The following is a 21,933-nucleotide window of genomic DNA, read 5'->3' as shown; positions in this document are numbered from 1 at the left end:
CGTAGGACGGCGTCGGACGGGCCGGGACGGCCGAAGGCCATGCCGACGGGGGGTCGGTGGACCCTGCCAGGACACCGTCGTCGGCCCGTAACGTCGGGCACGGAGGTGACCTCATGCGGGTGGCGGTGTTCAGCACGAAGCCCTACGACCGGGATTTTCTCTCTACCGCGAACGAAGCGGCCGGCCACGAGCTGACGTTCCTGGAGTCTCGACTCCTACCGCAGACCGCGCGCCTGGCCGCCGGGGCGGAGGCGGTGTGCGCATTCGTCAACGATGACCTCGGCGCACCGACGCTGACGGCACTGGCAGACGTCGGGGTCCGGGTGGTGGCCCTGCGCTCGGCCGGCTTCAACCACGTCGACGTGGCCGCCGCGCGCCAGCTGGGTCTGACCGTGGTCCGGGTTCCCGAGTACTCCCCCCACGCGGTCGCCGAACACACCGTCGGGCTGATACTCGCTCTCAACCGCAAGATTCACCGCGCGTACAACCGGGTGCGGGAGCACAACTTCGCCCTCACCGGACTGCTCGGTTTCGACCTGCACGGCCGCACCGTCGGTATCGTCGGCACCGGAAAGATCGGCATGTGCGTGGCCCGGATCCTCACCGGCTTCGGCTGCCGGGTGCTGGCAGCCGACCCGTACCCAAGCGACGAGGCCCGCGCTCTCGGGATCGAGTACGTCCCGCTCAAGGAACTGCTCGCCGAAGCGCACGTGGTCACCCTGCACTGCCCGCTGACACCGGACACCCATCATTTGATCGACTCCGAACGGATCGCGCAGATGCGCGAGGGGGTGATGCTGATCAACACAAGCCGGGGCGCGCTGGTGGACACCCACGCCGTGATCGGCGGGTTGAAGCGCGGTCACATCGGCTACCTGGGCCTCGACGTCTACGAGGAGGAGACGGACCTGTTCTTCGAGGACCTCTCCGACCACGTCCTCGGCGACGACGAGTTCTCCCGGCTGAACACCTTCCCGAACGTGCTGGTCACCGGACACCAGGCGTTCTTCACGGAGGAGGCGCTGCACAACATCGCCGGCACCACTGTCGCGCAGCTGACCGCGATCGAACGCGCCGGCCCGGACGCCGTCACCGGCCCACCGCGGGTCTGCTGACCACCGCCCTCGCCATGCGACGAAGGGCCTGCCGGCACCCTTCCCGTCGACGCGGCCACGCCAGGCCCGACGGCCGCGGGGTCGGTGCGAGGACGCCGGCGCACCCCACGTCGGCCCGGTCGGACTGGGCCCCGCCGGACAGTTCGGGTTCGTACCGCCACCGCCAGTTCGCGGTGGGACGGGTGGCTGTGCGGGTAGGGGAGGGCGCGCCCGGGTGGCAACCCAGCACTAGCGGACGGCTGCCGCGAACGCCTCCGGTCCCGCAGCACCGATGCCGGCTACCGCCCAGCCGTCACCGGTCACCACCGTGCCGCCCACATCCTTGATGTACGCCGCCCAGTGGTCCCGCCGATCGTTGTCGTCGAACACGGCCACTGTCACCTCATGGCCAGACAGCGTGCATCGACCCACATCACGGGAGTACGACTTCGGATCGAGCAGCCCCCCGGCACAGCCGGCGGACGCCATCAGCACCTCGACGTCCAAGGCCGGCGCGTCGGCTACCGGGGCCGGGTCGCTGGGAGCGGGCACTGCCACCTGGGACGTACTGGTGCGGGTTGGCGCCGCCGCGGGGACCGTCCTGCTCGTCGTTGGGTCGGCCACCTGCGGCGGCGTGCCGCTGACCGCCGGCTCGGCCGTCAGTGGTGTCGCGCTACCGGCCACCGCAGGCGCGACCGGCTCGGAGTCGCCACCCAGCAGGGCATAGCCCACGATCACGCCGCTGACCAGGATCGCCACCACAGCACCCGCGCCGACCATAAGAGACTTCGAGGACATCGGCCGCCTCTCATCGACGTACATCGACATATCTTACTGGCAGACCGAGTGGCACAACGCCAGCGGCGGCCAGATCGACCAGCGCGACCGCGCCCGGGTCAGCCGGCGCAGCCCGGAGCCCGGAGCCCGGATGAGCGGGTTTCCCGCTCCTGCCAGCCGGCCCGGTCGGCCCACCAGTCCACCAGGCGCGGCCCGACGGCCGGACCGCGCTCGCGCAGCGCCAGCCACACCTCGGCGACGGCAGCCGAGTGCGCGACGAACAACCCGGACGGGCGGCGGCCGTCGCCGGCGGCGGTGCCGACCAACAGCCGGGCGCCGGCCGGACGCGGTAACCCGTGCCGAAGAGCCGAGCCGGACTCGCGGCCGGGCGAACCACGTCGACCAGGCCGGCGCCGCGCAGCCGATCCAGCCGGTAGCGCACTGTCCGTCCGCGGTCTCGGTGGACGGGATGTGGCAACGCCCGCCGCCGGCAGATCCGGTCGGGGACGTTGCCACGTAGGTCAACGACCGTAGCCGCGTTGTGGTGGGGTCCTCGCGCCGAACGCTGGTCCAGTCGAAGACCTGGTTCACCGTGACCCTGCTGTGGTCGGGGTTGCTGTCGACCACGAGCCACGGGTTGAGGGTCGGCGTGGTCTTGCCTGGCGTGGTGTGGGTTTCCTGCTGGGTGTCAGTGGCTCTGGTTGAGGGCGGTGTCGATGAGGGTGGTGGCGGCGGTGTGGGCGTGGTGGATGGGGTCGGTGGTGCCGGTGATGGCGGCGGTGGTTTGTGCTCCTTCGGCGAGGACGGCGAGTTGGTGGGCGAGTGCGGCCGGGGCGCCGGTGGTGGCGACGATGCTGGCGAGGCGGTTTTGGAATTCGGTTTTCTGGTCGCGGATGAGGGTGGCGATGTGGGGTGTGGTGGCGCCGAGTTCGCTGAAGGTGTTGACGAAGATGCAGCCGCGGAAGCCGTCGTCGTTCGACCAGCGGGCGAGCATGTCGTAGATGGCGAGGAGTTGGCCGCGGGGGGTGGGTCCGCCGGCGGTGACGGCGTCGTCGACGCGGGCGTTCCAGATGTGGCGGCGGCGTTGTAGGACGGCTTCGACGAGGGCGTCTTTGGAGGGGAACAGCTGGTAGAGGCGTTTGAGGGAGACGCCGGCCTCGTCGCGGAGGGCGTCCATGCCGACGGCGTGGATGCCACGGCTGTAGTAGAGCCGGTCGGCGGTGTCCAGGACGTGTTCGCGGATCTCCTCGGCCTGCGCTGCGGTCCGGTTACGGGTGGTGGTGGGCATGGGGTTCTCCTGTTGTGGTGTGGCGACGGTCACGGCGGGATGTGGCTGGTTTGACTGGCGCCGGGAACGTTCGTTCTCTACTGTACTCCTCAGAGCAACCGAGAACGAGCGTTCTGAACTTGGCTGGGAGGCCGTCATGCCATACATCACCGTCGGGACCGAGAACAGCACCAGCATCGACGTGTACTACGAGGACCACGGTCAGGGACAGCCGGTCGTGTTGATCCACGGCTACCCCCTGGACGGGCACTCGTGGGAGAAGCAGTCCGCGGCGCTCCTCACGGCGGGCTACCGGGTGATCACCTACGACCGGCGGGGATTCGGCCAGTCGAGTCAGCCCACCGTCGGCTACGACTACGACACGTTCGCCGCGGACCTGAACACCGTCCTGGAAACCCTCGACCTGACTGATGTGGTGCTGGTCGGGTTCTCGATGGGCAGTGGTGAGGTCGCCCGGTACCTGTCCCGCTACGGCTCGGCCCGGATCGCGAAGGCCGCGTTCCTGGCCTCGTTGGAGCCGTTCCTGCTCCAGACCGACGACAACCCCACCGGCGTGCCGCAGGAGGTGTTCGACGGGATCTCCGCCGCGGTGACCACCGACCGGTACGCCTACTTCACCGACTTCTACCGCGACTTCTACAACACCGACGACACCCTCGGCACCCGCCTGTCCGAAGACGCCCTACGGAACAGTTGGAACGTCGCCGCCGGCGCCTCCTGGTACGCCTCCAGCGCGGCGGTGCCGACCTGGGTCACCGACTTCCGCGCGGACATCCCGACGATCGACGTACCCGCGCTGATCCTGCACGGCACCGCGGACAACATCCTGCCGATCGACGCGACCGCCCGCGAGTTCCACAAGCGCCTCCCGCAGGCCGACTACGTCGAGATCGACGGCGCCCCCCACGGCCTGCTGTGGACCCACGCCACCGAGGTCAACCAGGCCCTGCTGACCTTCCTCGCCAAGTAACCCCCACCCCGGGTGGGCGGGGCCCCCGCACCTCTCACAAGGGCCGGCCCCGCCCCTGCCGGGCAAGCACAAGAAACCAGGCAACACCCGCTTCATCCACTACCCGGCCCGCTTGGACCACTCACCACGTGAGGACACCACCGACATGGACACCAACACCACCCCCACCACCGACACCGGTTCGGCTGGTCGCAGCCGCCGCCGCATGGTCACCACACTGCTGGCCGGCGTCACCGCGGTCGGTCTCGCCGCCGGTGGCACCGCCATCGCCACCACCAACGACAACCAGGCCCAAGCCGGCGCCGCCGCCGCGACCGGGAAACGATCGAACCTGAACGAGGGCTACCTGACCACCCGCGACGGAGTGGAAATCTTCTACAAGGACTGGGGCCCCCGAGACGGACGGCCCGTCGTGTTCAGCCACGGCTGGCCACTGAACTCCGACAGCTGGGAATCCCAGATGATGCACCTAGCCGACAACGGCTACCGGGTCATCGCCCACGACCGTCGCGGCCACGGCCGGTCCTCCCAAACCTGGACCGGCAACGACATGGACCACTACGCCGACGACCTCGCCACCGTCATCACCAAACTGAAACTACGGAACGCCACCCTCGTCGGATTCTCCACCGGCGGCGGAGAAGTCGCCCGCTACATCGGCCGACACGGCACCGACCGCATCGCGCAGGTCGCCCTCATCGGCGCGGTCACCCCCCTGATGCTCAAAACCCCCACCAACCCCAACGGCGTACCCATCGACGTGTTCAACAGCCTCCGCGAAGGCTCCCTCACCGACCGGTCCCAGCTCTACCGCGACCTCGCCGAAGGACCCTTCTTCGGCGCGAACCGCCCCAACGCCAACGTCTCCCAAGGCATGAAAGACACCTTCTGGCTCCAGAGCATGCAAGCCGGCCACAAAGCCGCCTACGACTCGATCAAAGCATTCTCCGAAACCGACCTCACCGAAGACCTCAACCGCATCGACGTACCCACCCTCATCATCCACGGCGACGACGACCAGGTCGTCCCCATCGACAACTCCGCCCGCGAAGCACACCAGATCATCAAGAACTCCACCCTCAAGACCTACCCCGGCGGCCCCCACGGCATCACCGACACCCACAAGCAGCAACTCAACAACGACCTCCTCACCTTCGTCAACAACCTCCGATAACCACCACCCCCCAGCAGGGGCGGGCCGGCCACACCAGCCACCACCCCAACACCGAGCAGCATCAAACCCCCACAGCGACACCACCACCAGCCACCACGACACCGAAAGGCACCGGGTCTGCTGCACCGATAGGTGCAGCAGACCCAAATCCACCACCTCCTCACCACCACCGCCACCGGAATCCACCGCGCAATCGAAGCCACCACCCACGACCCCATCACCCAAGACATCCTCACCACCACCGGGCCACACCATCGAACAACAAGCCTGGCTCCTCCACTCACAGCGATAACCACACCGAAACGTCCACAGCGGCAAGCACACCCACCGCCCAGGAACCCCGAAACAGCACCCACACCGCCGCCGGCACCCGACATCGGGTACCGGCCGGCAGTCCGTAACGCTCCGTTCAGAGTGGAAGGGAACGCTGGCGGGTCATGGCCCATCGGCCCGTTCACGTAGGTCGGGATGGGCAGCCCCGGCGTCTCGGTCGGAAGCTGTGACAGCGGCGCCCTGCGGGCACACGGCGCCTTCGTGCTCTGGTCGATACCCCCAGTCGCGCGTAACGCGCACCTCTGCAAAGATCGCTTTGAAGGCGGCCACCGATCACCGGGGCCGACCTACGAGAGGACAACTTCATGACGCTCACGACGAGCAAGCCCACGGTGGCCGTCTTGGGTCCGGGCGGCGTCGGCGGTCTGCTGGCCGCCCTGCTGTCCCGCTCCGGCCACCGCGTCATCTGCCTGGCCCGCGAAGCCACAGCACACACCTTGCGGAGCAGCGGGATCGAGATCCGTAGCCGCCACTTCGGCGACTTCACCACAGATGTGGAAGCGGACACCGAACTACGTGAGCCGGTCGACGCGTGCCTGATCACCGTCAAGCAGACCGCTCTGAACACCGCGCTCACCCGCGTCCCGCCCGCAGCCCTCGGCGACGCCCTCGTCGTACCGCTACTGAACGGCGTCGAACACCCCGCGACCCTCCGCGCTCGCTACCAGCCCGACCGGGTGGCCCCCGGAGTGATCCGCGTGGAGTCGACCCGCCTTGGTCCCGGCGCCACCGGGCCCTTCGTCATCGAGCACGGCAGCCCGTTCGTCGAGATCGACCTGGCCGCCCGCACGGCACCCCGCCCCCACGCCGAAACCTTGGCGGACACCCTCTCCGCCGCAGGGGTGACGGCCCGCGTGACCGAGGACGAGACCACCGCCCTGTGGGCGAAAATGGCCTTCCTCGCCCCCTTTGCCCTCCTGACCACCCGGTACGGCGCTTCCCTCGGAGAGGTCCGCACCCGCCACCACGAGGAGCTGGCGAGCCTGGTCGCCGAAGCCGCCGCGGTCAGCCTTGCCTGCGGCGCGCGGGTGGACCCCGCTCCGGCCCTGGCGCGCTACGACACGTTCCCGGCCGACGCCAAGTCCTCGATGCAGCGCGACGCGGAAGCGGGACGGCCGCTGGAACTCGACGCCATCGGCGGGGCGCTGCTGCGCGCGGCCGACCGGCATGGCGTGCCCGTGCCGGTGTCAACCCGCCTGGTACGGGAACTGCAGGCCGCCGGCCACTAGCCACGCTCAAGGAGCTGATGGCCCGGACCGGCCTTTCGAGCACCCGCGCCGCGATGATCTACCAGCACGCGACGCGTGACGGGACCACGCCGTCGCCACCGCGCTGGATGCCCTGATCGAAGAGGGTACGGGCAGCACCGCCGCCTGATCTGGCACGGCACTGGCACGAGAAACGCCCTGGCAATCAGATCCATCGATCCGTCCAGGGCGTTTCTCGTGCAAAATCACGGGTGGAGCCGAGGGGACTCGAACCCCTGACCCCCACACTGCCAGTGTGGTGCGCTACCAGCTGCGCCACGGCCCCGTGCTGTCACCCAGTCGCCCGGGCACGGGAGAACTATACACACGTCGTCCGGAACCGCCACATCGCGGGGTCCCGCCCGGCGGGTTCAGTTGAGGGCCACGTCCGGCGGGAAGTGGGCCACCGCCGCCAACATGCCGCCCTGCCGCCGCAGCACCATCGGCCACAGGTCGTCCGGACGGTCAACGAAGGCATCGCCGGGCAGTGCGTCCAGCAGGAACCAGGAGCCTTCCTCGATCTCCTGCTCCAGCTGCCCGGAACCCCAGCCGGAGTAGCCGGCGAAGACCCGGATGCCGCCTACGCTCTCCCGGACCCGCTCCAGATCGACCGACAGGTCGAGCGTGCCGACCGCGCCGGAGACCTGATGGAAGCCCTTGACCCGATCGACCGGCTGGCGCATCCGGGCGAGGCAGATCGCCGAGTCCGGCTGCACCGGACCACCCTCGAAGAGCACGGCGGGGTGCCGGGCCAGCTCGGCCCAGTCGCCGAGGACGTCCGCCACCGGGACCTCGGTCGCCCGGTTCAGGACGACCCCCAGCGCGCCACCGGGTTCGTGGGCGACCAGCAGCACGACCGTACGGTCGAAGTTCGGATCCTTCAGCGTCGGTGTGGCGACCAGCAACCGCCCGGCCATCGACTCTGTCGCCTGCCCGCCGATCGCCTGCCCCTCTCCCTGCAAGCCTGCCCCTCTCTTCGCCAGCCGGACACCCGTCAGACCGACCACACCGAAACGGCCGGGGGCACCGTCCACGTCGTCAACACCATGCCTGGCACCATAGCCTGCGCTCCCGCCGCTGGCTAAGGTCTGACGGTCGGGTGGTCGCGGACGAGGAGGAACCCCGTGGAACCCACGGCGGAACTGGCGGTGATCGGCGGGTCGGGGCTCTACGCCCTGCTCGACGGTGCCGTCGAGCACAGGGTCGACACACCGTACGGGCCGCCGTCCGACGCGATCACCCTCGCTGAGGTGAGCGGCCGGCGGGTGGCGTTCCTACCCCGGCACGGCCGGGACCACCGGCATCCACCGCACCGGATCCCCTACCGGGCCAACCTGTGGGCACTGCGCTCCCTCGGCGTCCGCCAGGTGCTCGCCCCGTGCGCGGTCGGCGGCCTGCGGCCAGAGCTCGGTCCGGGCACGTTCGTCGTGCCGGACCAGCTCATCGATCGCACCAGCGGGCGGGTGCAGACCTATTACGACCGGGGCGCCGTGCACCTCTCGTTCGCTGATCCGTACTGCCCGGTCGGCCGTCGTACCCTGCTCGCCGCCGCGGGTGGACGGGATGTGCCGGTGGTGGACGGCGGGACGGTGGTCGTGGTGGAGGGTCCACGCTTCTCCACCCGTGCGGAGTCGCGGTGGTTCACCTCGATCGGCGGAACGGTGGTCAACATGACCGGTCACCCGGAGGCGGTGCTCGCCCGCGAACTGGCCCTCTGCTACTCATCGATCGCGCTGGTCACCGACCATGACGCGGGCGTGGCCGGCGGCGGGTCGGTGACCCAGGAGGAGGTGTTCCGCGTCTTCGGCGAGAACACCGACCGGCTGCGCGGGCTGCTGGTGGCGGCGGTGACGGCCCTGCCGACCGAGCGGGGCTGCGACTGCGGCCGGGCACTGGACGGCATCGAGCTGCCCTTCACCCTGCCCTAGCAGCTGGTCGAAACACCGCCCCCATCGGTCCCGCCCCGATACCGTCAGTGGCGATGGCCACGGTCCGCGACACCACGTACGACCTGCTGCGCGACCTCGGCATGACGACCGTGTTCGGAAACCCGGGCTCGACCGAGGAGCCGTTCCTCGCCGCGTTTCCGGACGACTTCCACTACGTCCTCGCGCTGCAGGAGGCCTCAGCGGTCGGCATAGCCGACGGGTACGCGCAGGTCACCGGACGCCCGGCGCACGTCAACCTGCACACCGCTCCGGGGACCGGCAACGCCATGGGCAACCTGGTCACCGCCTGGCACAACCGCGCCCCGCTGATCGTCACCGCCGGCCAGCAGACCCGGGAGATGCTGCTCATCGAGCCGCGCTTGGCCAGCCGTCGCGCCGCCGAGCTGCCCCAGCCGTATGTGAAGTGGAGCCACGAGCCGTCCCGGCCGCAGGATGTCCCGGCGGCGCTCATGCGCGCGTACGCCACCGCCGTGCAGCCCCCGGCCGGGCCGGTGTTCCTGTCGCTGCCGTTGGACGACTGGGATCAGCCGGCCGACCCTTACCGCCCACCCCGCACGGTGTCCACCCGCTTCGCGCCGGACCCGCACCGGTTGGGCGAGTTCGCCGCCGTACTGGCCACCAGCCGCACGCCGGCACTGGTGCTCGGGGCCGCGGTGGACCGGGCCGACGCCTGGCCGGCCGCCGTCGCGCTCGCCGAACGGCTCGGTGCTCCGGTGTGGGCCGCACCCGCCCCGGAACGGGCCCCCTTTCCGGAGGATCATCCGCACTTCCAGGGCGTCCTGCCGTTCGCCATCGCGCCGCTGGCCGAGAAGCTGCGCGGGCAGGACGCGGTGCTGGTGGTCGGTGCACCGGTGTTCCGCTACTACCCACACGTCCCCGGCGACCATCTGCCCGAGGGCGTGCAGCTGCTGCACGTCACCGACGACCCGGACGAGGCCGCCCGGGCTCCGGTCGGCGACAGCCTGCTGGGCGACGCCGGCCTGACCCTGGCCGAGCTGCTGGACCTGCTGCCGCCGGAGAGCCGACCGCCGCCCCCGGTCCGGCCGGCCCCGCCGCCCCCGGAGCACGGATCGCCGCTCAGCGCCGACGCGCTGTTCGCGGCGCTGGACCGGTACTGGCCGGGCGACGGGGTGCTGGTTCAGGAATCGCCGTCGAACCTGTCAGCGTTGCGCCGGCGGCTGCGAATCACCAGGCCCGCGTCGTATTTCACGATGGCCAGCGGCGGGCTGGGCTACGGTTTGCCGGCGGCGGTGGGGATGGCCCTGGCACAGCGGGACACCGGACGGAATCGGCCGGTGGTCGCGGTGATCGGCGACGGCTCGTTCCACTACTCGGTGCAGGCGTTGTGGACCGCGGCGCAGCTGCGCCTGCCGCTGGTCGTCGTGGTCCCGGTCAACCAGCATTACGCGACCCTCAAGGCGTTCGCCAACTTCAAGGACACGCCGGGGGTGCCGGGCCTCGACCTGCCGGGGCTGGACGTTGTTGCGGTGGCCCGGGGGTACGGCTGCGCGGCGGCGACGGTGGAGACGCCGGAGCAGCTCGGCGCGGCACTGGCTGACGGCCTGCGGGCGGACCGCCCGACCGTGCTACCGGTGCCGATCAGAAGCGAGGTTCCGGCTCTGCTGTGAAGGAGTCGGCCCGACTTTCCTCGTCAGCGGCGGCTTTGGCAGGCCATGGCGCGCTGAGCCGCGGCCGCCGCGATCACCTGGTGGTGAGTCGCAGCGGCGCGCCGGCGAGCACGTCGAGTACGGGCCGCTCGCCCAGCGGCGCGGCCAGCGCAACGGTCACCGGTTCCAGTACGAGCTGCTCGGTGCAGACACCGGTGGGTCGGGTCACCCCGCCGCCGACCACCACGACGTCGTCGCGCTCGTACACCAGCGGGGTGACCCCGGTGTCGCAGGCGCCGATCCCGAGTCGCACGGTCAGCGTCGTGCCGTCCACCGCGCGCAGGTCCTGCGCGCCGACCATCGAGGACGGCAGCGGCCCGGGCGGAGCGCTCGGCTCCGGGACCGCCCCGACGGCCGCCGGCGCGACCGCGAGCCGGGCCACCTGGGCGGTCAGCTCGTCGACCGTGAACAGCCACGCCGGCACCCGAGCCTCGCCTCGACTGGTGCGTACCGGCACGCTGCCCAGTTCGACCGCGGTCACCGTCAACGGGACGCAGGCGGTCTGCGGATCGCTGCTCACCGGGTCGTCCGGACCAATCGACTGGGCCGGGGGCGGGGTGCCGGGATTCTTCGCCTGCCCGTCGCACGGCGGTGGGTCCCCCTGGTCGAGCTGACGGTACGCCTCGGCGGCACTGACCAGCGCAACGGTGAGTGTGCCGTCCGGGAACCGGACCGTGCCGTCGGCGGGCCGCGCGACGGGCAACCCGACCTGGTCCCGGTACCAGCCTGCCCGGAAGGCGAGCTCGGTGTCCGGGCTGAACGTGGGGTCACCGACCAGCACGGTCGGTTCCTGGAGCGGCACGTAGCCGCTGTCCCACTGTGGACCGGGCCGCCATGCCTCGGCAACCCCGGCCGCCCGCTCGTCGAACGCCGGCCACCGGCCGGCCGAGGGCGAGGCGGCGTCGGGCTCCGAGCCGGCCGGTGCACAGCCAGCGGCGAGCAGCAGGGACAGGCTCAGCACGGCGAACGTTCGACGCGTGTCCGGTTCTACTCGATTCATACCCGGTTCGACGGTCCTCGGCCGACCCTGGTTCCAGGCATGCCGGCACCACGTCCACCCGTCGTCTCCGCCCGCCGTCTCCGCTCGTCCGGTCCCCCGGCCGACTACACCGGGCGGAGAACAGCCCGGCACGCCAACGGGGCAGACGTCCCCTCCGCCGGCCTCGGCTGCCCGGCGACGACCGTCGACTCAGTCCTCCCCGCCGAGATCGGTCTGGTAGGCCTGCCAGATCAGGTCCGCGCCGCGCTGCCGGTGCCGCGCCAGCGCCGAGACCAGTTGCTCGGTGGCGCAGCGCAGTTCCTCGGCCGTCACGGTGGGTCGCTCGGCGGCCCGGCGCAGCCCGTCGAGGGCGGCGACGATGACGGCGTGCTCCCGGACCAGACGCTGCACGCCGCGCTGGAGCCGGGGTGCGTGGTGAAGCAGTTCCGCGTACCGACCAGCGGGGCCCTCGGTGAGCCGGACGTGCTCGGCGAACTCCTGGCGTACCGGCCCGAGGCGGCCTAGCAGCCGCTCCCGCCAGTACGGCTCGGTGTCGACTGCCACCCGGCTCAGCGTGCGGGCGTCGCCGAGCGGGTCGGCCCGCTGGCCCGCTGTGAGCCGGGCCGGTGTGGGGGCGGCGGACGGTTGCTGGATCGGACCGGTGACCATGGGCACCTCCCGCGCTGCTGACCGCGTACGCCGATGGTGAACCTCGTCGGCCGGCCTGTCCAGGGGTGGCGGACGCCCCAATGGGCCCGTTGGCCCCACTGTTCCCGTCGGCCACCGGGGTACCCCGAGCCGCTGAGCCGGAGCGGCACGGCGGTCACGCTGCCGGGCACGCAGTGCGGTCACCGGGTACGAAAGAGCGGTCGCCGGATGCGGAATACACCAAATACACCTGTGCGCCCCGGTCCGGGTGGACCGGGGCGCACAGGCCGGGTGGTGGAGGTGCCGGGAATCGAACCCGGGTCCTTCGCCGCCTTGTCAGGGCTTCTCCGAGCGCAGCTCGCTGTGCCTCTACTCGGCCCCTCCGATCACGCGAGCGAGTCGGTGTGACGGGCCCAGTCGCTGATTGATCTCGCCGCACGGACCCCGCGACCGGGTCCGATTGGCCAGCCTTCTAGCTGATGCCGGCTAACTGGGTCGAAGGCGCTCCCAGGCCGACAGACTTGCTACCCGCCTCAGGCGGCGAGAGCGAAGTCAGCGCGATTGCTCTTGGCGCTTATTGTTTTCCGACGAACGATTCACGAGACGACGTCGGCTTCCTCGGCTCGCTTCCCCTGCCGCAACGTACGAAGTCGAAACCAGTCACCCCCTCGTAGGGCCGCCCCTGTCGGCGGCACCGTCAAGCCTAACGCTTGCCGCAACGGGTTTCATCCCGTGTCCCCGCCCGCACGCCGAATACGGCGAAAACCGGATAAATCAGTCGCGCATCCCCTTGCCGTGTCGTCCCGCGGCACGCGCGATCTCCCGGTCCGCGTCCCGCTTGGCGAGGTCCTGCCGCTTGTCGTAAGACTTCTTACCCTTGGCCAGGCCGATCTCCACCTTGGCCCAGCCATCGGCGAAGTAGACCTGCAACGGCACCAGCGTGAGACCACTCTCCCGGGTCTTGCCGATCAACCGGTCGATCTCCAGACGCTTGAGCAGCAGCTTGCGGGTACGCCGGGGCTCATGGTTGGTCCAGGTGCCCTGGGTGTACTCCGGGATGTGCATCCCGTGCAGATACAGCTCACCGTTGCGCTCCTGGGCGAACGCGTCAACGAGCGACGCCCGCCCCGCCCGCAGCGACTTGACCTCGGTGCCGGTCAACGCCATCCCCGCCTCGTACGTGTCGAGGATCGAGTAGTCGTGCCGAGCCTTGCGGTTGGAGGCGACGACCTTACGTCCCTTTTCCCGTGGCATCGGCGCCACCTCCTTATCCTGACCGCTCCCGGACCCTACGGGAAAACGGAGATCATGCTACCCGAGAGAGAAGGGCCCTCCCGCGCCGTTTATTCCGGCAGCGGGAGGGCCCAGATCCCGGCTACCCCGTCAAACACGCAGGTAGAAGCGGAGGGTGACCCAGGCGGTGATCGCGCTGATCAAGCCGCCGACGGCGGCCATCAGCGGGAAGGCCAGGAAGATCTCGCCCCAGCTGACCGGCGCGAAGAGGCCCTGGAGTGCGCTGAGCGCGCCGTCGAACAGGAAGATCTTCAGGCCGACGAGTGCGCCGAGCCCGAGCACCGAGCCGATCAGACCGGCGACCACGGCCTCCAGGACGAACGGAGCCTGGATGAACCAGTTCGAGGCGCCCACGAGCTTCATGACCGCCACCTCACGCCGCTTGCTGTAGGCGGCGACCTGGATCGTGTTGGCGACCAGCAGCAGAGCGGCGATGGCCATCGCGATCGCGGCGACGAGGGCGATGTTCTGGCCGGCGGTGAACAGGTCGAAGATCTTGTCCAGCACGCGGCTCTGATCGACCACCTGGTCGACGCCCTCGACGTTGGTGTACTGGTCGTTGATCGCCTTGTACTCCTGCGGGTCCACCAGCTTCAGCCGGTACGACTCCGGCAGCACGTCCGGTTTGACGGCGCTCAGCAGGTCCGGCGAATCCCGGAACATGTCCTGGAAGCGCTCGAACGCCTCGTTCTTGTCGACGTACGTGCGGTTCGCGACCAGCGGGTCGGCGTCGAGCTTCGCCTCGATATCCGCCTTCTGCTCGGGAGTGACCTCGTTGTCGAGGAAGATGGAAACCTCGATGTTTTCGAAGTACAACTTTTTCATGTCGGCGACCTTGGTGTAGATCAGACCACTGGCGCCGAGCATGGTCAGCGAGACCGCCATCGTGATGATCATCGCGATGGTCATGGTCACGTTTCGCCACAGTCCGACCATGACCTCGGACAGGACGTATTTCACGCGCATCGGGGGTTCCTCCGGGTCTCCGGCATGAGGTGTTCGTCGTCGTCAGGCGGGGTGGGGCGCCGGCTCACCCGTAGACGCCGCGAGCCTGGTCGCGGACGATCCGGCCGCTCTCGATCTCGATGACCCGGCGGCGCATCTGGTTCACGATGTTGGAGTCGTGGGTGACCATCACGACGGTCGTGCCGGTGCGGTTGATCCGGTCCAGCAGGCGCATGATCTCGATGGAGGTGTCCGGGTCGAGGTTTCCCGTCGGCTCGTCCGCCAGCAGGATCAGCGGACGGTTCACGAACGCCCGGGCGACGGCCACCCGCTGCTGCTCACCGCCGGAGAGCTCGTGCGGGTAGCGGTGCTCCTTGCCACCGAGTCCGACCAGCTCCAGCACCTCGGGCACGACCCGGCGGGCGACCGCCTTGGTCTTGCCGATCACCTCGAGAGCGAACGCCACGTTCTCGTACGCGGTGCGGTTCGGCAGGAGGCGGAAGTCCTGGAAGACGCAGCCGATCGAGCGCCGGAAGTGTGGTCGCTTCCAAGAGCGCATCGACGTCACGTCTTTGCTGTTCACGATGATCTGGCCCTTGTTGGGCGTCACCTCGTGCAACAACAGCTTGATGATCGTGGACTTGCCAGAGCCGGATGGGCCGATGAAGAAGACGAACTCGCCCTTCTCGATCGAGACGGACACGTTGTCGAGCGAAGGCCGGGACGCCTTCGGGTACGTCTTCGTCACTTGCTCAAGCTGAATCACGGGTGGTGAGTCTACGCGGTGTAACCGGAGAGCCAAGGCCCGCGCCCCACGGTTGCGAGGCGCGTCGGCGAATTGCTGGGGATAACGAAGATCGATGACGCGCTACGCCCCCGATCGGTCACGCACCGTCGCCGGCGAGCTGCTGCTGCTTCCGCCACCGGATGCCCGCCTCGATAAAGGCGTCCAGGTCGCCGTCGAAGACCGACGAGGGGTTGCCGGTCTCCTGCTCGGTTCGGAGATCCTTCACCATCTGATACGGGTGCAGGACGTACGAGCGCATCTGGTCACCCCACGAGCCGGCGGCGTCGGTCTTCAGGCCCTGGAGCTTGGCCTGCTCCTCCTGGCGCTTGCGTTCCAGCAACCGGGCCTGGAGCACGCGCAGCGCGGAGGCCTTGTTCTGCAGCTGGGACTTCTCGTTCTGGCAGGTGACCACGATGCCGGTCGGGACGTGGGTGATCCGCACCGCCGAGTCGGTGGTGTTGACGCTCTGACCACCCGGACCGGATGACCGATAGACGTCGATCCGCATCTCGTTCTCGGGGATGTCGATGTGGTCGGTCTGCTCCACCACCGGCAGCACCTCGACGCCGGCGAAACTTGTCTGCCGGCGGCCTTGGTTGTCGAACGGGCTGATCCGGACCAGCCGATGGGTGCCCGACTCCACGCTGAGCGTGCCGTAGGCGTACGGCACCTTGACCGTGAACGTGGCCGACTTCAGCCCCGCCTCCTCGGCGTACGAGGTCTCGTAGACCTCGGTCGGATAACCGTGTCGCTCGGCCCAGCGCAGGTACATCCGCAGCAGCATCTCGGCGAAGTCCGCCGCGTCCACCCCTCCGGCGCCGGCCCGGATGGCGACCAGCGCTTCCCGGGAGTCGTACTCGCCGGAGAGCAGGGTGCGGACCTCCATCTCCTGGATGGCCTTGGTCAGCCCGGCGATCTCCGACTCGACTTCGGCGAGCACGCCCGGGTCGGACTCGGCCTCGGCCAGTTCCAGCAGAACCTGCGTGTCGTCGAGGCGGGAACGGAGGCTGGAGAGCTTGTCGATCTCGCCGTTGACGTACGACAACTGGGAGGTGACCTGCTGCGCCTTGGCCTGGTCATCCCAGAGGTCGGGGGCGGAGGCCGTCTCCTCCAGGCGGACCTTGTCCGCCCGCAGCTTGTCGATGTCGAGCACCGATTCGATGTTGCGCAGGGTTGCGTCGAGTTCCTTGAGCTGTTCGGCGTAGTCGGCAGCGGTCACGACTGACAAGCGTACTGCGCGGGTGAGGAGCGAGCTCGCGAGCCCCGCAGTCCCGCGCAAAACACACCCCGCGCGGGTGAGGAGCGAACTCGCGAGCCCCGCAGTCCCGCGGCCCCGCGCACAGGAACACCTACCGTGTCACCCGACCGGGGCGGACTTCAGCCAGGACAGCGCGGCCTTGTGGTAGGCGACGGCGAACTCCAGCGCGCTGGCATCGTACGTTTCGCCTTCTTTCTTGGCATTCTTGACCTGCTCGCGAACCCGGGCCAGGGCTTCGGTGTGGTACTCGTTGGCGGCGACCTGCAGACCCTTGAGCTGGCTGGCCGAGTGCAGGTTACCGAAGGCGATCCGCAGCGCGATCGGGTTACGGATGGTGTCCCGGCCCGGGTCCTCCGCGAGCCACTTGGAGAATGTCCGTTTCCCGGAGGCGGTGATCGCGTACGGCTGGCTCATCCGCGGCCCCGGCTTGCCCAACCGAACGAGCCCCTTCTCGGCCAGCACGGGCAGCTCCCGGTAGACCTGACTACGGGTCATCGACCAGTACGGCGCCAGCCGGCGCTCGGCGGCGGCCATCAACTGACCGCCTGTCATGGGGCCCTCGTGGAGCAGCCCGAGCAGGGCCGCCGCCGTGGGGTTGACTCCGGAATCCGCCATGCCCCTTACGCTGCCACTTTGCCGACTCGGCGTCCAGGATTTCACCGTTTCGCCACCCGTTAGGACTTCCTATGTGCACCCTATGTGCACTGTCGGCCGGCGACAGTCGCTGCGGCCAGATCTCGGTGACATCAGCTGTCACACCCGCCTCGGATGTCGAGCGGGACCCTCGACCACACGGGGGCGTTGAGAAGGGGCCTTCGACGACGCGAAGGCGTTGAGGAGGGCCCCTCCAAACACCTCAGCCCATGTGGGGGTAGGTGTGCTCGGTCGGCGGGACGAAGGTCTCCTTGATCGTCCGCGGCGACATCCACCGGACGAGGTTGTGCCAGGAGCCAGCCTTGTCGTTGGTCCCGCTGGCCCGGGCGCCACCGAACGGCTGCTGCCCGACCACCGCGCCGGTCGGCTTGTCGTTGATGTAGAAGTTGCCGGCCGCGTACCGCATCGCCTCGGCCACCCGGTCGACGACCTGGCGGTCGGTCGCGAAGATCGAGCCGGTCAGCGCGTATGGGGCGATCGACTCGGCCTGGGCCACCACGTCGTCGAACCGGGCGTCATCGAAGACGTGCACGCCGAGGATCGGCCCGAAGTACTCGGTGGTGAAGGTCTCGTGAGCAGGGTCGGTGCACTCGAACAGGGTGGGCCGCACGAAGTAGCCGACCGAGTCGTCGGCGGTGCCGCCGGCGATGATCCGACAGGTGTCGTCGCCCGTGATCAACTCCAGCGCGGCGGTGTGCCGACCGAACGCCTTGTCGTCGATCACGGCGCCGCCGAAGTTACGGAAGTCGGTCACGTCACCGTAGCTGAGGGCATCCGCGGTGGCGGCCAGCCGGTCGCGCAGCCCACCCTCCCAGATCGACCGTGGGACGTACGCGCGGGAGGCGGCGGAGCATTTTTGCCCCTGGTACTCGTACGCTCCCCTGATCAGGGCGGTGTGCAGCGCGTCCACGTCGGCGCTGGAGTGGGCGACCACGAAGTCCTTGCCGCCGGTCTCGCCGACCAGCCGCGGGTACCCCCGGTAGCGGCCGATGTTCTCGCCGACGGTCCGCCACAGCTGCTGGAAGACCTTGGTGGAGCCGGTGAAGTGGATACCGGCCAGGTCCGGGTCGGCGAGCACCACGTCGGAGACCTCCTCGCCCCGCCCGGTAACCATGTTGATCACTCCAGGGGGCAGACCGGCCGCCTCGAACAACCGCATCGTGAAGTGTGCGGCGAACTGTTGGGTGGGCCCCGGCTTCCAGACCACAGTGTTTCCGAGCAGGGCCGGCGCGGAGGGCAGGTTACCAGCGATCGCGGTGAAGTTGAACGGGGTGACGGCGTAGACGAAGCCTTCGAGGGGCCGGTGGTCGAACCGGTTCCACGTTCCCGGCCCGGACATCGGCTGCTCGGCCAGCAGCCTGCGGGCGAAGTGGACATTGAACCGGAGGAAGTCGATGAACTCGCAGGCCGAGTCGATCTCGGCCTGCACGGCGGTCTTCGACTGACCGAGCATCGTGGCGGCGTTCAGCGTGTCCCGCCAGGGACCGGAAAGCAACTCGGCGGCGCGGAGGAAGATCGCGGCCCGCTCCTCGAACGGCAGCGCACGCCACTCCGGCGCCGCGTCCTTCGCGGCCTTCACCGCCGCACGCGCGTCGTCGTGGGTGGCGTGGGCGGTCACGCCCAGCACGTGCGCGTGCTTGTGCGGCTGCACCACGTCGATCGACTCACCGGCGGCCATCCGCCGCTCGCCGGCGATGGTCATCGGCAGGTCGATCCGCTCGGCGGCCAACTCGGCCAGCCGCCGCTGGAGCCGGTCCCGGTCGACACTTCCCGGCTCGTAGGTGCGTACCGGCTCGTTGCGCGGCTCGGGTACGGAGAACACGGCGTCCATCACAGGCTCCTGAGCGATCTCGTCGGCGGTGGCGAAATCGGACCCGCGGGCACCGGCCGGACGACCGGACACCAGGCACCGGCCGGCAGAGCCGGTCACGGCGGCGGGACCTCAGCCGATTCTCCCACGACCGGCGTCCCACCCCACACCAGCGCCCGGCCCACCACGCTGGTCAACGCGCCGGGGAGACGGTCGACGGTGGGCGCGTACCCTGGGTGACCGGTGAACACCGGCCTCGCCGTGGGCCGGGTTGTCCGTCGAAGGGGAGACGATGACCAAGCAGCCCGGCGGCTGGTCGGCCGCGGACTCGGAGCAGCCGAGTCAGGTCACCGACGAGGCCACCCCCGCCGCGACGCCGGACCCGGTGTCGGACGAGCGGCCCGAGGGCCTTGGGCCGGCACTCGCCCCCGGGACAGCGGTGCTCGCGCTGCTGGCCCTCGGCTGGCTGACCGGGATGCTCTGGTCGACCCGCGAAGCAATCAACTCGGCCGCGGCCGGGATCACCGCGATCAGCCTCTCCGCGTTCGCGCTGCCCGGGGTGATCTCGGCCGCACTCGTCGCCGGAGCCACGTTCGCGCTGTTCGGGGTGGACCTGCTCGCCCGCCGGGGGCGGGGCCGGGCGACTCTGCGCTTCGTGGCGGCGGTCGCCACCGGGCTGCTGGTCGGGCTCGCCGCCGCGTTCGCCGTCAACCTGACGTACGCGGACAACGCCACCACCAACGTGATCGCGGGTACCACCGCCGCCGCCGCGATCATCGGCGGCGCGGTCGCCGGCGCCCGGAGTGCACCCGTGGTCGGCGCGGTGGTGGCCGCCGCGCTCGGCACGCTGATCTTCGTGGTGGCGTTCAGCCGCGTCCGGGACCCGCTCTTCGACCTTTTCGGTGCGGGTACGACACAGGAGTCACTGTTCGGCGCGGCGAAATGGGTCTCGCGGACCGAGTCCCTGCTCGCCGGCCTGGTCGCCGGCCTGCTCACCTTCGGCTACCTCACCTGGGCCCGGCGCTGGACGGTCCGACGGGACCCGTACGCGCCGGCCCTGCGCTGGCCGGCGTACCTGGTCGCGGGGGCCGGCCCCGGCCTGCTGCTGCTCGCCGCCGAGGTGATCCTGCGGACCGGCGGCCGGGAACTCCTCGACCTCGCCGGCGCGCTGAGCGAGGCGGACGCGGTGGCACAGACCGCGCTGGGTACCTCCCGCGTGGACAACGCCATCTGGGTGCTCTTCGTCGGCGCGCTGACCGCGATGGTCGCCTTCGGCCGGACGCTCGGGCCCACGTCGCAGGACGACGCGGACGGGAGCGTCGAGGGCTGACGCGTCGCGTGGTCAGCCGGCGGCATCGAGAAGCTGGTCCAGCTCGGAGGCGTCGTACCATTCCAGTTCGTGGTCCTCGGCGCCGTCGACCGTGAACTGGGCGTCCGGGTCGCCGACGAGCGCCTCGGCCACCGCCTCGGCCGCCGCGGCTACGTCCTCGACGGCGTCCACGCCGTCGACGTGGATCGCGGCCACCGCCGCCAGCGACACCGTGCGGGTCAGCTCCACCGCGCTGGAGCCGAGGTCGGCGTCCTCGCGCCCGACAGCCGCCGCCGGTAGGTCGGCCGACACGACAACGCGCCGGCGTGGTGCGGCCGGATCGGCCCGCAGCAGTTGCAGCGCGTCCTGGGCGGCCCGGGTGAAGGCGACGTACTCCAGTTCCTCCTCGTCGCCCTCGGCGTACCACTCCCGCAGGGCGGGGGTGACCGCGTGCGCGGAGGCCGCCGGCAGACCGTCGGCACGTAGCAGGGTCAGCATCGGGACGGTCGCCGGGACGTACACCCGGACAAGGTCGTCGGTCACGGGCTTGTCTCCCCTGCTCAGGTCCTCCGCCGGCGGGCGCCGGATCCGGACGCCGATCATGCCGTACGCCGTCACCGTCATACACCTCGCACCCACGACCGTGGAGGTTCTTCCCGGATGTGTCGCCGGCGGGACGGGCCTCGCGGGGGATTCGGTTCTGGGCGGCGAACGCGTCCGGTGGCAAACTGTAGTAAACGCCGTCAACCCAGGGAGTTCCCGTGGCGGAGCCCAGGTTCCTGCTCCTGTCCGACGTGGCCGCCGAGCTGAACGTGTCGGACTCGCAGGTCTACCACATGGTGCGCAGCGGCGAACTGCCCGCGATCAAGATCGGTGGGCGCGGCCAGTGGCGCGTCGAACGGGTGAGGCTGGAGGAGTACATCGAACGCAAGTACGCGGAGACGGCCGAGTGGGTGCGCGGTAACCCCCTCGCCGATCGTGACCCGGAGTGAGCTGCGGGGGACCCTGTGGCATTGACCACGAGCTCGTCCATACCCGAGAATTGGTCACTGTCACAGGCAAGCGAAAGTAAACGAAAGAATCGGGGGTCAGAATGACCGAATCGCGCCGCCCCGGACCGGTCCGGCCCCCCGTTCGACTACGCCCGGCTCCCTCCTTCGACCCACCGTGCGTCGAGGACGACCCCACCAACTGGCCAACCCACGGCCAACTCGCGCTCGACCTCTTCGAGGTGACCCGGAGCGGGGTCGTCCGCCCACCGAACCGGCGCCGCCGCCCCGGCCCGATCCCGGGGCGGCCAGGGCCGGCGGTGCCGCCCAGCGCCATGGTCACCGCCACGCCGGACGCGACCCGAGCGGCCCACCGCTTCGTCGCCACCTGCCTGGAGGTGGTCAACGGCTACCGGCCGCCGAGACAGCTGCGGCCGCTGTTCGACCCGGCCCGGGCGGTCGACCTCCTGTCGCAGGTAGCCCGAGCCACGGGTCGCTCCGGCCCGGTGCGCCGCCGGTCCACCCGTCCGGCGACACACCTGCGGCGGCTACGGGTGTGTGAGCCGCGGAGCGGGGTGGTCGAGGCGGCCGCCGTGCTCACCGGTCCGGCGGGCCGGGTGTGGGCGATGGCGTTCCGGCTCGACCACCGCCGCGGCAAGTGGGTCTGCAGCGCCCTGCAGGTCCTCTGACCCCGGCCACCGCAGGCGCTCGGCAGGGGTCGGCTCCTGGACGACCGTGCCCGCCGGGCGGGTGGACCGGCCA

At 70.0% G+C, this 21,933-nt stretch carries 22 protein-coding genes, 1 tRNA gene, 1 other RNA gene and 1 pseudogene; 10 read left to right on the top strand and 15 right to left on the bottom strand.

What is annotated here, in order from left to right; genetic code table 11:
• Positions 1–113 precede the first annotated feature (113 nt).
• Complete coding sequence (locus QTQ03_RS24725) at positions 114–1,115, top strand: 2-hydroxyacid dehydrogenase (protein WP_289280133.1); 1,002 nt, start codon at positions 114–116, stop codon at positions 1,113–1,115.
• A gap of 228 nt (positions 1,116–1,343) precedes the next feature.
• On the opposite strand, the gene QTQ03_RS24720 is transcribed toward QTQ03_RS24725, so the two are convergent.
• The 3 genes from QTQ03_RS24720 to QTQ03_RS24710 all read right to left on the bottom strand — a co-directional run bounded on the left by QTQ03_RS24720 (position 1,344) and on the right by QTQ03_RS24710 (position 3,159).
• Entirely contained in the window at positions 1,344–1,916 is a 573-nt protein-coding gene (locus QTQ03_RS24720) for a RodZ family helix-turn-helix domain-containing protein (protein ID WP_289280132.1), read from the bottom strand.
• Positions 1,917–1,990: 74 nt separating this feature from the next.
• Complete coding sequence (locus QTQ03_RS24715; protein WP_289280131.1) at positions 1,991–2,197, bottom strand: hypothetical protein; 207 nt, start codon at positions 2,195–2,197, stop codon at positions 1,991–1,993.
• A 362-nt stretch (positions 2,198–2,559) separates the two neighbouring features.
• A complete protein-coding gene (locus tag QTQ03_RS24710) occupies positions 2,560–3,159 on the bottom strand; it encodes a TetR/AcrR family transcriptional regulator (protein WP_289280130.1) in 600 nt (199 codons plus the stop codon).
• 136 nt (positions 3,160–3,295) lie between these two features.
• Here QTQ03_RS24710 and QTQ03_RS24705 point away from each other — a divergent pair, with 136 nt between their 5' ends.
• The 4 genes and pseudogenes from QTQ03_RS24705 (at position 3,296) to QTQ03_RS24695 (ending at position 6,865) form a co-directional block, all read left to right on the top strand.
• Entirely contained in the window at positions 3,296–4,129 is an 834-nt protein-coding gene (locus QTQ03_RS24705; RefSeq protein WP_289280129.1) for an alpha/beta fold hydrolase, read from the top strand.
• 145 nt (positions 4,130–4,274) lie between these two features.
• Positions 4,275–5,303, top strand: coding sequence for an alpha/beta fold hydrolase (locus tag QTQ03_RS24700; RefSeq protein WP_289280974.1), 1,029 nt, complete (start codon positions 4,275–4,277; stop codon positions 5,301–5,303).
• Positions 5,304–5,444: 141 nt separating this feature from the next.
• Positions 5,445–5,595, top strand: a pseudogene (locus QTQ03_RS30780) (DNA starvation/stationary phase protection protein); the annotation flags it as partial.
• Between the two features lie 346 nt (positions 5,596–5,941).
• Positions 5,942–6,865: a ketopantoate reductase family protein gene (locus QTQ03_RS24695; protein ID WP_289280128.1), complete on the top strand. Its 924-nt coding sequence runs from the start codon at positions 5,942–5,944 to the stop codon at positions 6,863–6,865.
• Positions 6,866–7,096: 231 nt separating this feature from the next.
• On the opposite strand, the gene QTQ03_RS24690 is transcribed toward QTQ03_RS24695, so the two are convergent.
• Both QTQ03_RS24690 and QTQ03_RS24685 read right to left on the bottom strand, forming a co-directional pair.
• Positions 7,097–7,169: transfer RNA gene (locus QTQ03_RS24690), tRNA-Ala, on the bottom strand.
• Between the two features lie 85 nt (positions 7,170–7,254).
• Positions 7,255–7,845: a YqgE/AlgH family protein gene (locus QTQ03_RS24685; protein WP_289280973.1), complete on the bottom strand. Its 591-nt coding sequence runs from the start codon at positions 7,843–7,845 to the stop codon at positions 7,255–7,257.
• Between the two features lie 162 nt (positions 7,846–8,007).
• Between QTQ03_RS24685 and QTQ03_RS24680 the strand changes: the two genes are divergently transcribed.
• Together QTQ03_RS24680 and mdlC are read left to right on the top strand one after the other, a co-directional pair.
• Positions 8,008–8,811 (top strand): S-methyl-5'-thioadenosine phosphorylase, encoded by an 804-nt coding sequence (locus tag QTQ03_RS24680; protein WP_289280127.1) that lies wholly within the window; start codon positions 8,008–8,010, stop codon positions 8,809–8,811.
• A gap of 53 nt (positions 8,812–8,864) precedes the next feature.
• The gene (gene mdlC / locus QTQ03_RS24675) at positions 8,865–10,460 is read left to right on the top strand and encodes a benzoylformate decarboxylase (protein ID WP_289280126.1); all 1,596 of its coding nucleotides are present in this window, start codon (positions 8,865–8,867) and stop codon (positions 10,458–10,460) included.
• 73 nt (positions 10,461–10,533) lie between these two features.
• On the opposite strand, the gene QTQ03_RS24670 is transcribed toward mdlC, so the two are convergent.
• The 9 genes from QTQ03_RS24670 to pruA all read right to left on the bottom strand — a co-directional run bounded on the left by QTQ03_RS24670 (position 10,534) and on the right by pruA (position 18,894).
• Positions 10,534–11,499 carry a hypothetical protein gene (locus QTQ03_RS24670; RefSeq protein ID WP_289280125.1) on the bottom strand — a complete coding sequence of 322 codons (966 nt, stop codon included), beginning with the start codon at positions 11,497–11,499 and terminating at the stop codon, positions 10,534–10,536.
• A gap of 189 nt (positions 11,500–11,688) precedes the next feature.
• Positions 11,689–12,147 (bottom strand): hypothetical protein, encoded by a 459-nt coding sequence (locus QTQ03_RS24665; protein WP_289280124.1) that lies wholly within the window; start codon positions 12,145–12,147, stop codon positions 11,689–11,691.
• A 271-nt stretch (positions 12,148–12,418) separates the two neighbouring features.
• Positions 12,419–12,794, bottom strand: a transfer-messenger RNA (tmRNA) gene (gene ssrA / locus QTQ03_RS24660).
• A gap of 106 nt (positions 12,795–12,900) precedes the next feature.
• Positions 12,901–13,380 carry an SsrA-binding protein SmpB gene (gene smpB / locus QTQ03_RS24655; protein ID WP_289280123.1) on the bottom strand — a complete coding sequence of 160 codons (480 nt, stop codon included), beginning with the start codon at positions 13,378–13,380 and terminating at the stop codon, positions 12,901–12,903.
• Between the two features lie 129 nt (positions 13,381–13,509).
• Positions 13,510–14,385 carry a permease-like cell division protein FtsX gene (ftsX, locus tag QTQ03_RS24650; RefSeq protein ID WP_289280122.1) on the bottom strand — a complete coding sequence of 292 codons (876 nt, stop codon included), beginning with the start codon at positions 14,383–14,385 and terminating at the stop codon, positions 13,510–13,512.
• A 64-nt stretch (positions 14,386–14,449) separates the two neighbouring features.
• Positions 14,450–15,130 carry a cell division ATP-binding protein FtsE gene (gene ftsE, locus QTQ03_RS24645; protein ID WP_289280121.1) on the bottom strand — a complete coding sequence of 227 codons (681 nt, stop codon included), beginning with the start codon at positions 15,128–15,130 and terminating at the stop codon, positions 14,450–14,452.
• 118 nt (positions 15,131–15,248) lie between these two features.
• Positions 15,249–16,370, bottom strand: a complete 1,122-nt coding sequence (prfB, locus tag QTQ03_RS24640; RefSeq protein ID WP_289280120.1) for a peptide chain release factor 2 — start codon at positions 16,368–16,370, stop codon at positions 15,249–15,251.
• Between the two features lie 138 nt (positions 16,371–16,508).
• Entirely contained in the window at positions 16,509–17,024 is a 516-nt protein-coding gene (locus tag QTQ03_RS24635) for a PadR family transcriptional regulator (protein ID WP_289280119.1), read from the bottom strand.
• 241 nt (positions 17,025–17,265) lie between these two features.
• On the bottom strand, positions 17,266–18,894 hold the full coding sequence (gene pruA / locus QTQ03_RS24630; RefSeq protein ID WP_289280118.1) for an L-glutamate gamma-semialdehyde dehydrogenase: 1,629 nt from the start codon (positions 18,892–18,894) through the stop codon (positions 17,266–17,268).
• Positions 18,895–19,165: 271 nt separating this feature from the next.
• On the opposite strand from pruA, the gene QTQ03_RS24625 reads away from it, so the two are divergent.
• On the top strand, positions 19,166–20,203 hold the full coding sequence (locus QTQ03_RS24625; RefSeq protein ID WP_289280117.1) for a hypothetical protein: 1,038 nt from the start codon (positions 19,166–19,168) through the stop codon (positions 20,201–20,203).
• A 12-nt stretch (positions 20,204–20,215) separates the two neighbouring features.
• Here the strand turns inward: QTQ03_RS24625 and QTQ03_RS24620 are convergent, their stop codons facing one another.
• Positions 20,216–20,725, bottom strand: a complete 510-nt coding sequence (locus tag QTQ03_RS24620; RefSeq protein WP_289280972.1) for a DUF6912 family protein — start codon at positions 20,723–20,725, stop codon at positions 20,216–20,218.
• 218 nt (positions 20,726–20,943) lie between these two features.
• On the opposite strand from QTQ03_RS24620, the gene QTQ03_RS24615 reads away from it, so the two are divergent.
• Both QTQ03_RS24615 and QTQ03_RS24610 read left to right on the top strand, forming a co-directional pair.
• Entirely contained in the window at positions 20,944–21,174 is a 231-nt protein-coding gene (locus tag QTQ03_RS24615) for a helix-turn-helix domain-containing protein (protein WP_289280116.1), read from the top strand.
• 101 nt (positions 21,175–21,275) lie between these two features.
• The gene (locus tag QTQ03_RS24610; RefSeq protein WP_289280115.1) at positions 21,276–21,860 is read left to right on the top strand and encodes an Rv3235 family protein; all 585 of its coding nucleotides are present in this window, start codon (positions 21,276–21,278) and stop codon (positions 21,858–21,860) included.
• Positions 21,861–21,933 lie beyond the last annotated feature (73 nt).

The sequence above is a fragment of the Micromonospora sp. WMMA1363 genome (assembly GCF_030345795.1).
Taxonomy (GTDB): domain Bacteria; phylum Actinomycetota; class Actinomycetes; order Mycobacteriales; family Micromonosporaceae; genus Micromonospora.
The sequence above is the reverse complement of the archived record's forward strand: the minus strand, read 5'-3'. Positions and strand labels throughout refer to the sequence as shown.

What these genes read in the sequence shown, in the direction of transcription:
- QTQ03_RS24725 (WP_289280133.1), top strand. Translation starts at nt 114, where the DNA reads ATGCGGGTGGCGGTGTTCAGCACGAAGCCCTACGACCGGGATTTTCTC.
- QTQ03_RS24720 (WP_289280132.1), bottom strand. Translation starts at nt 1,916, where the DNA reads ATGTACGTCGATGAGAGGCGGCCGATGTCCTCGAAGTCTCTTATGGTC.
- QTQ03_RS24710 (WP_289280130.1), bottom strand. Translation starts at nt 3,159, where the DNA reads ATGCCCACCACCACCCGTAACCGGACCGCAGCGCAGGCCGAGGAGATC.
- QTQ03_RS24705 (WP_289280129.1), top strand. Translation starts at nt 3,296, where the DNA reads ATGCCATACATCACCGTCGGGACCGAGAACAGCACCAGCATCGACGTG.
- QTQ03_RS24700 (WP_289280974.1), top strand. Translation starts at nt 4,275, where the DNA reads ATGGACACCAACACCACCCCCACCACCGACACCGGTTCGGCTGGTCGC.
- QTQ03_RS24695 (WP_289280128.1), top strand. Translation starts at nt 5,942, where the DNA reads ATGACGCTCACGACGAGCAAGCCCACGGTGGCCGTCTTGGGTCCGGGC.
- mdlC (WP_289280126.1), top strand. Translation starts at nt 8,865, where the DNA reads ATGGCCACGGTCCGCGACACCACGTACGACCTGCTGCGCGACCTCGGC.
- QTQ03_RS24670 (WP_289280125.1), bottom strand. Translation starts at nt 11,499, where the DNA reads ATGAATCGAGTAGAACCGGACACGCGTCGAACGTTCGCCGTGCTGAGC.
- QTQ03_RS24665 (WP_289280124.1), bottom strand. Translation starts at nt 12,147, where the DNA reads ATGGTCACCGGTCCGATCCAGCAACCGTCCGCCGCCCCCACACCGGCC.
- smpB (WP_289280123.1), bottom strand. Translation starts at nt 13,380, where the DNA reads ATGCCACGGGAAAAGGGACGTAAGGTCGTCGCCTCCAACCGCAAGGCT.
- ftsX (WP_289280122.1), bottom strand. Translation starts at nt 14,385, where the DNA reads ATGCGCGTGAAATACGTCCTGTCCGAGGTCATGGTCGGACTGTGGCGA.
- QTQ03_RS24635 (WP_289280119.1), bottom strand. Translation starts at nt 17,024, where the DNA reads ATGGCGGATTCCGGAGTCAACCCCACGGCGGCGGCCCTGCTCGGGCTG.
- pruA (WP_289280118.1), bottom strand. Translation starts at nt 18,894, where the DNA reads ATGGACGCCGTGTTCTCCGTACCCGAGCCGCGCAACGAGCCGGTACGC.
- QTQ03_RS24625 (WP_289280117.1), top strand. Translation starts at nt 19,166, where the DNA reads ATGACCAAGCAGCCCGGCGGCTGGTCGGCCGCGGACTCGGAGCAGCCG.
- QTQ03_RS24610 (WP_289280115.1), top strand. Translation starts at nt 21,276, where the DNA reads ATGACCGAATCGCGCCGCCCCGGACCGGTCCGGCCCCCCGTTCGACTA.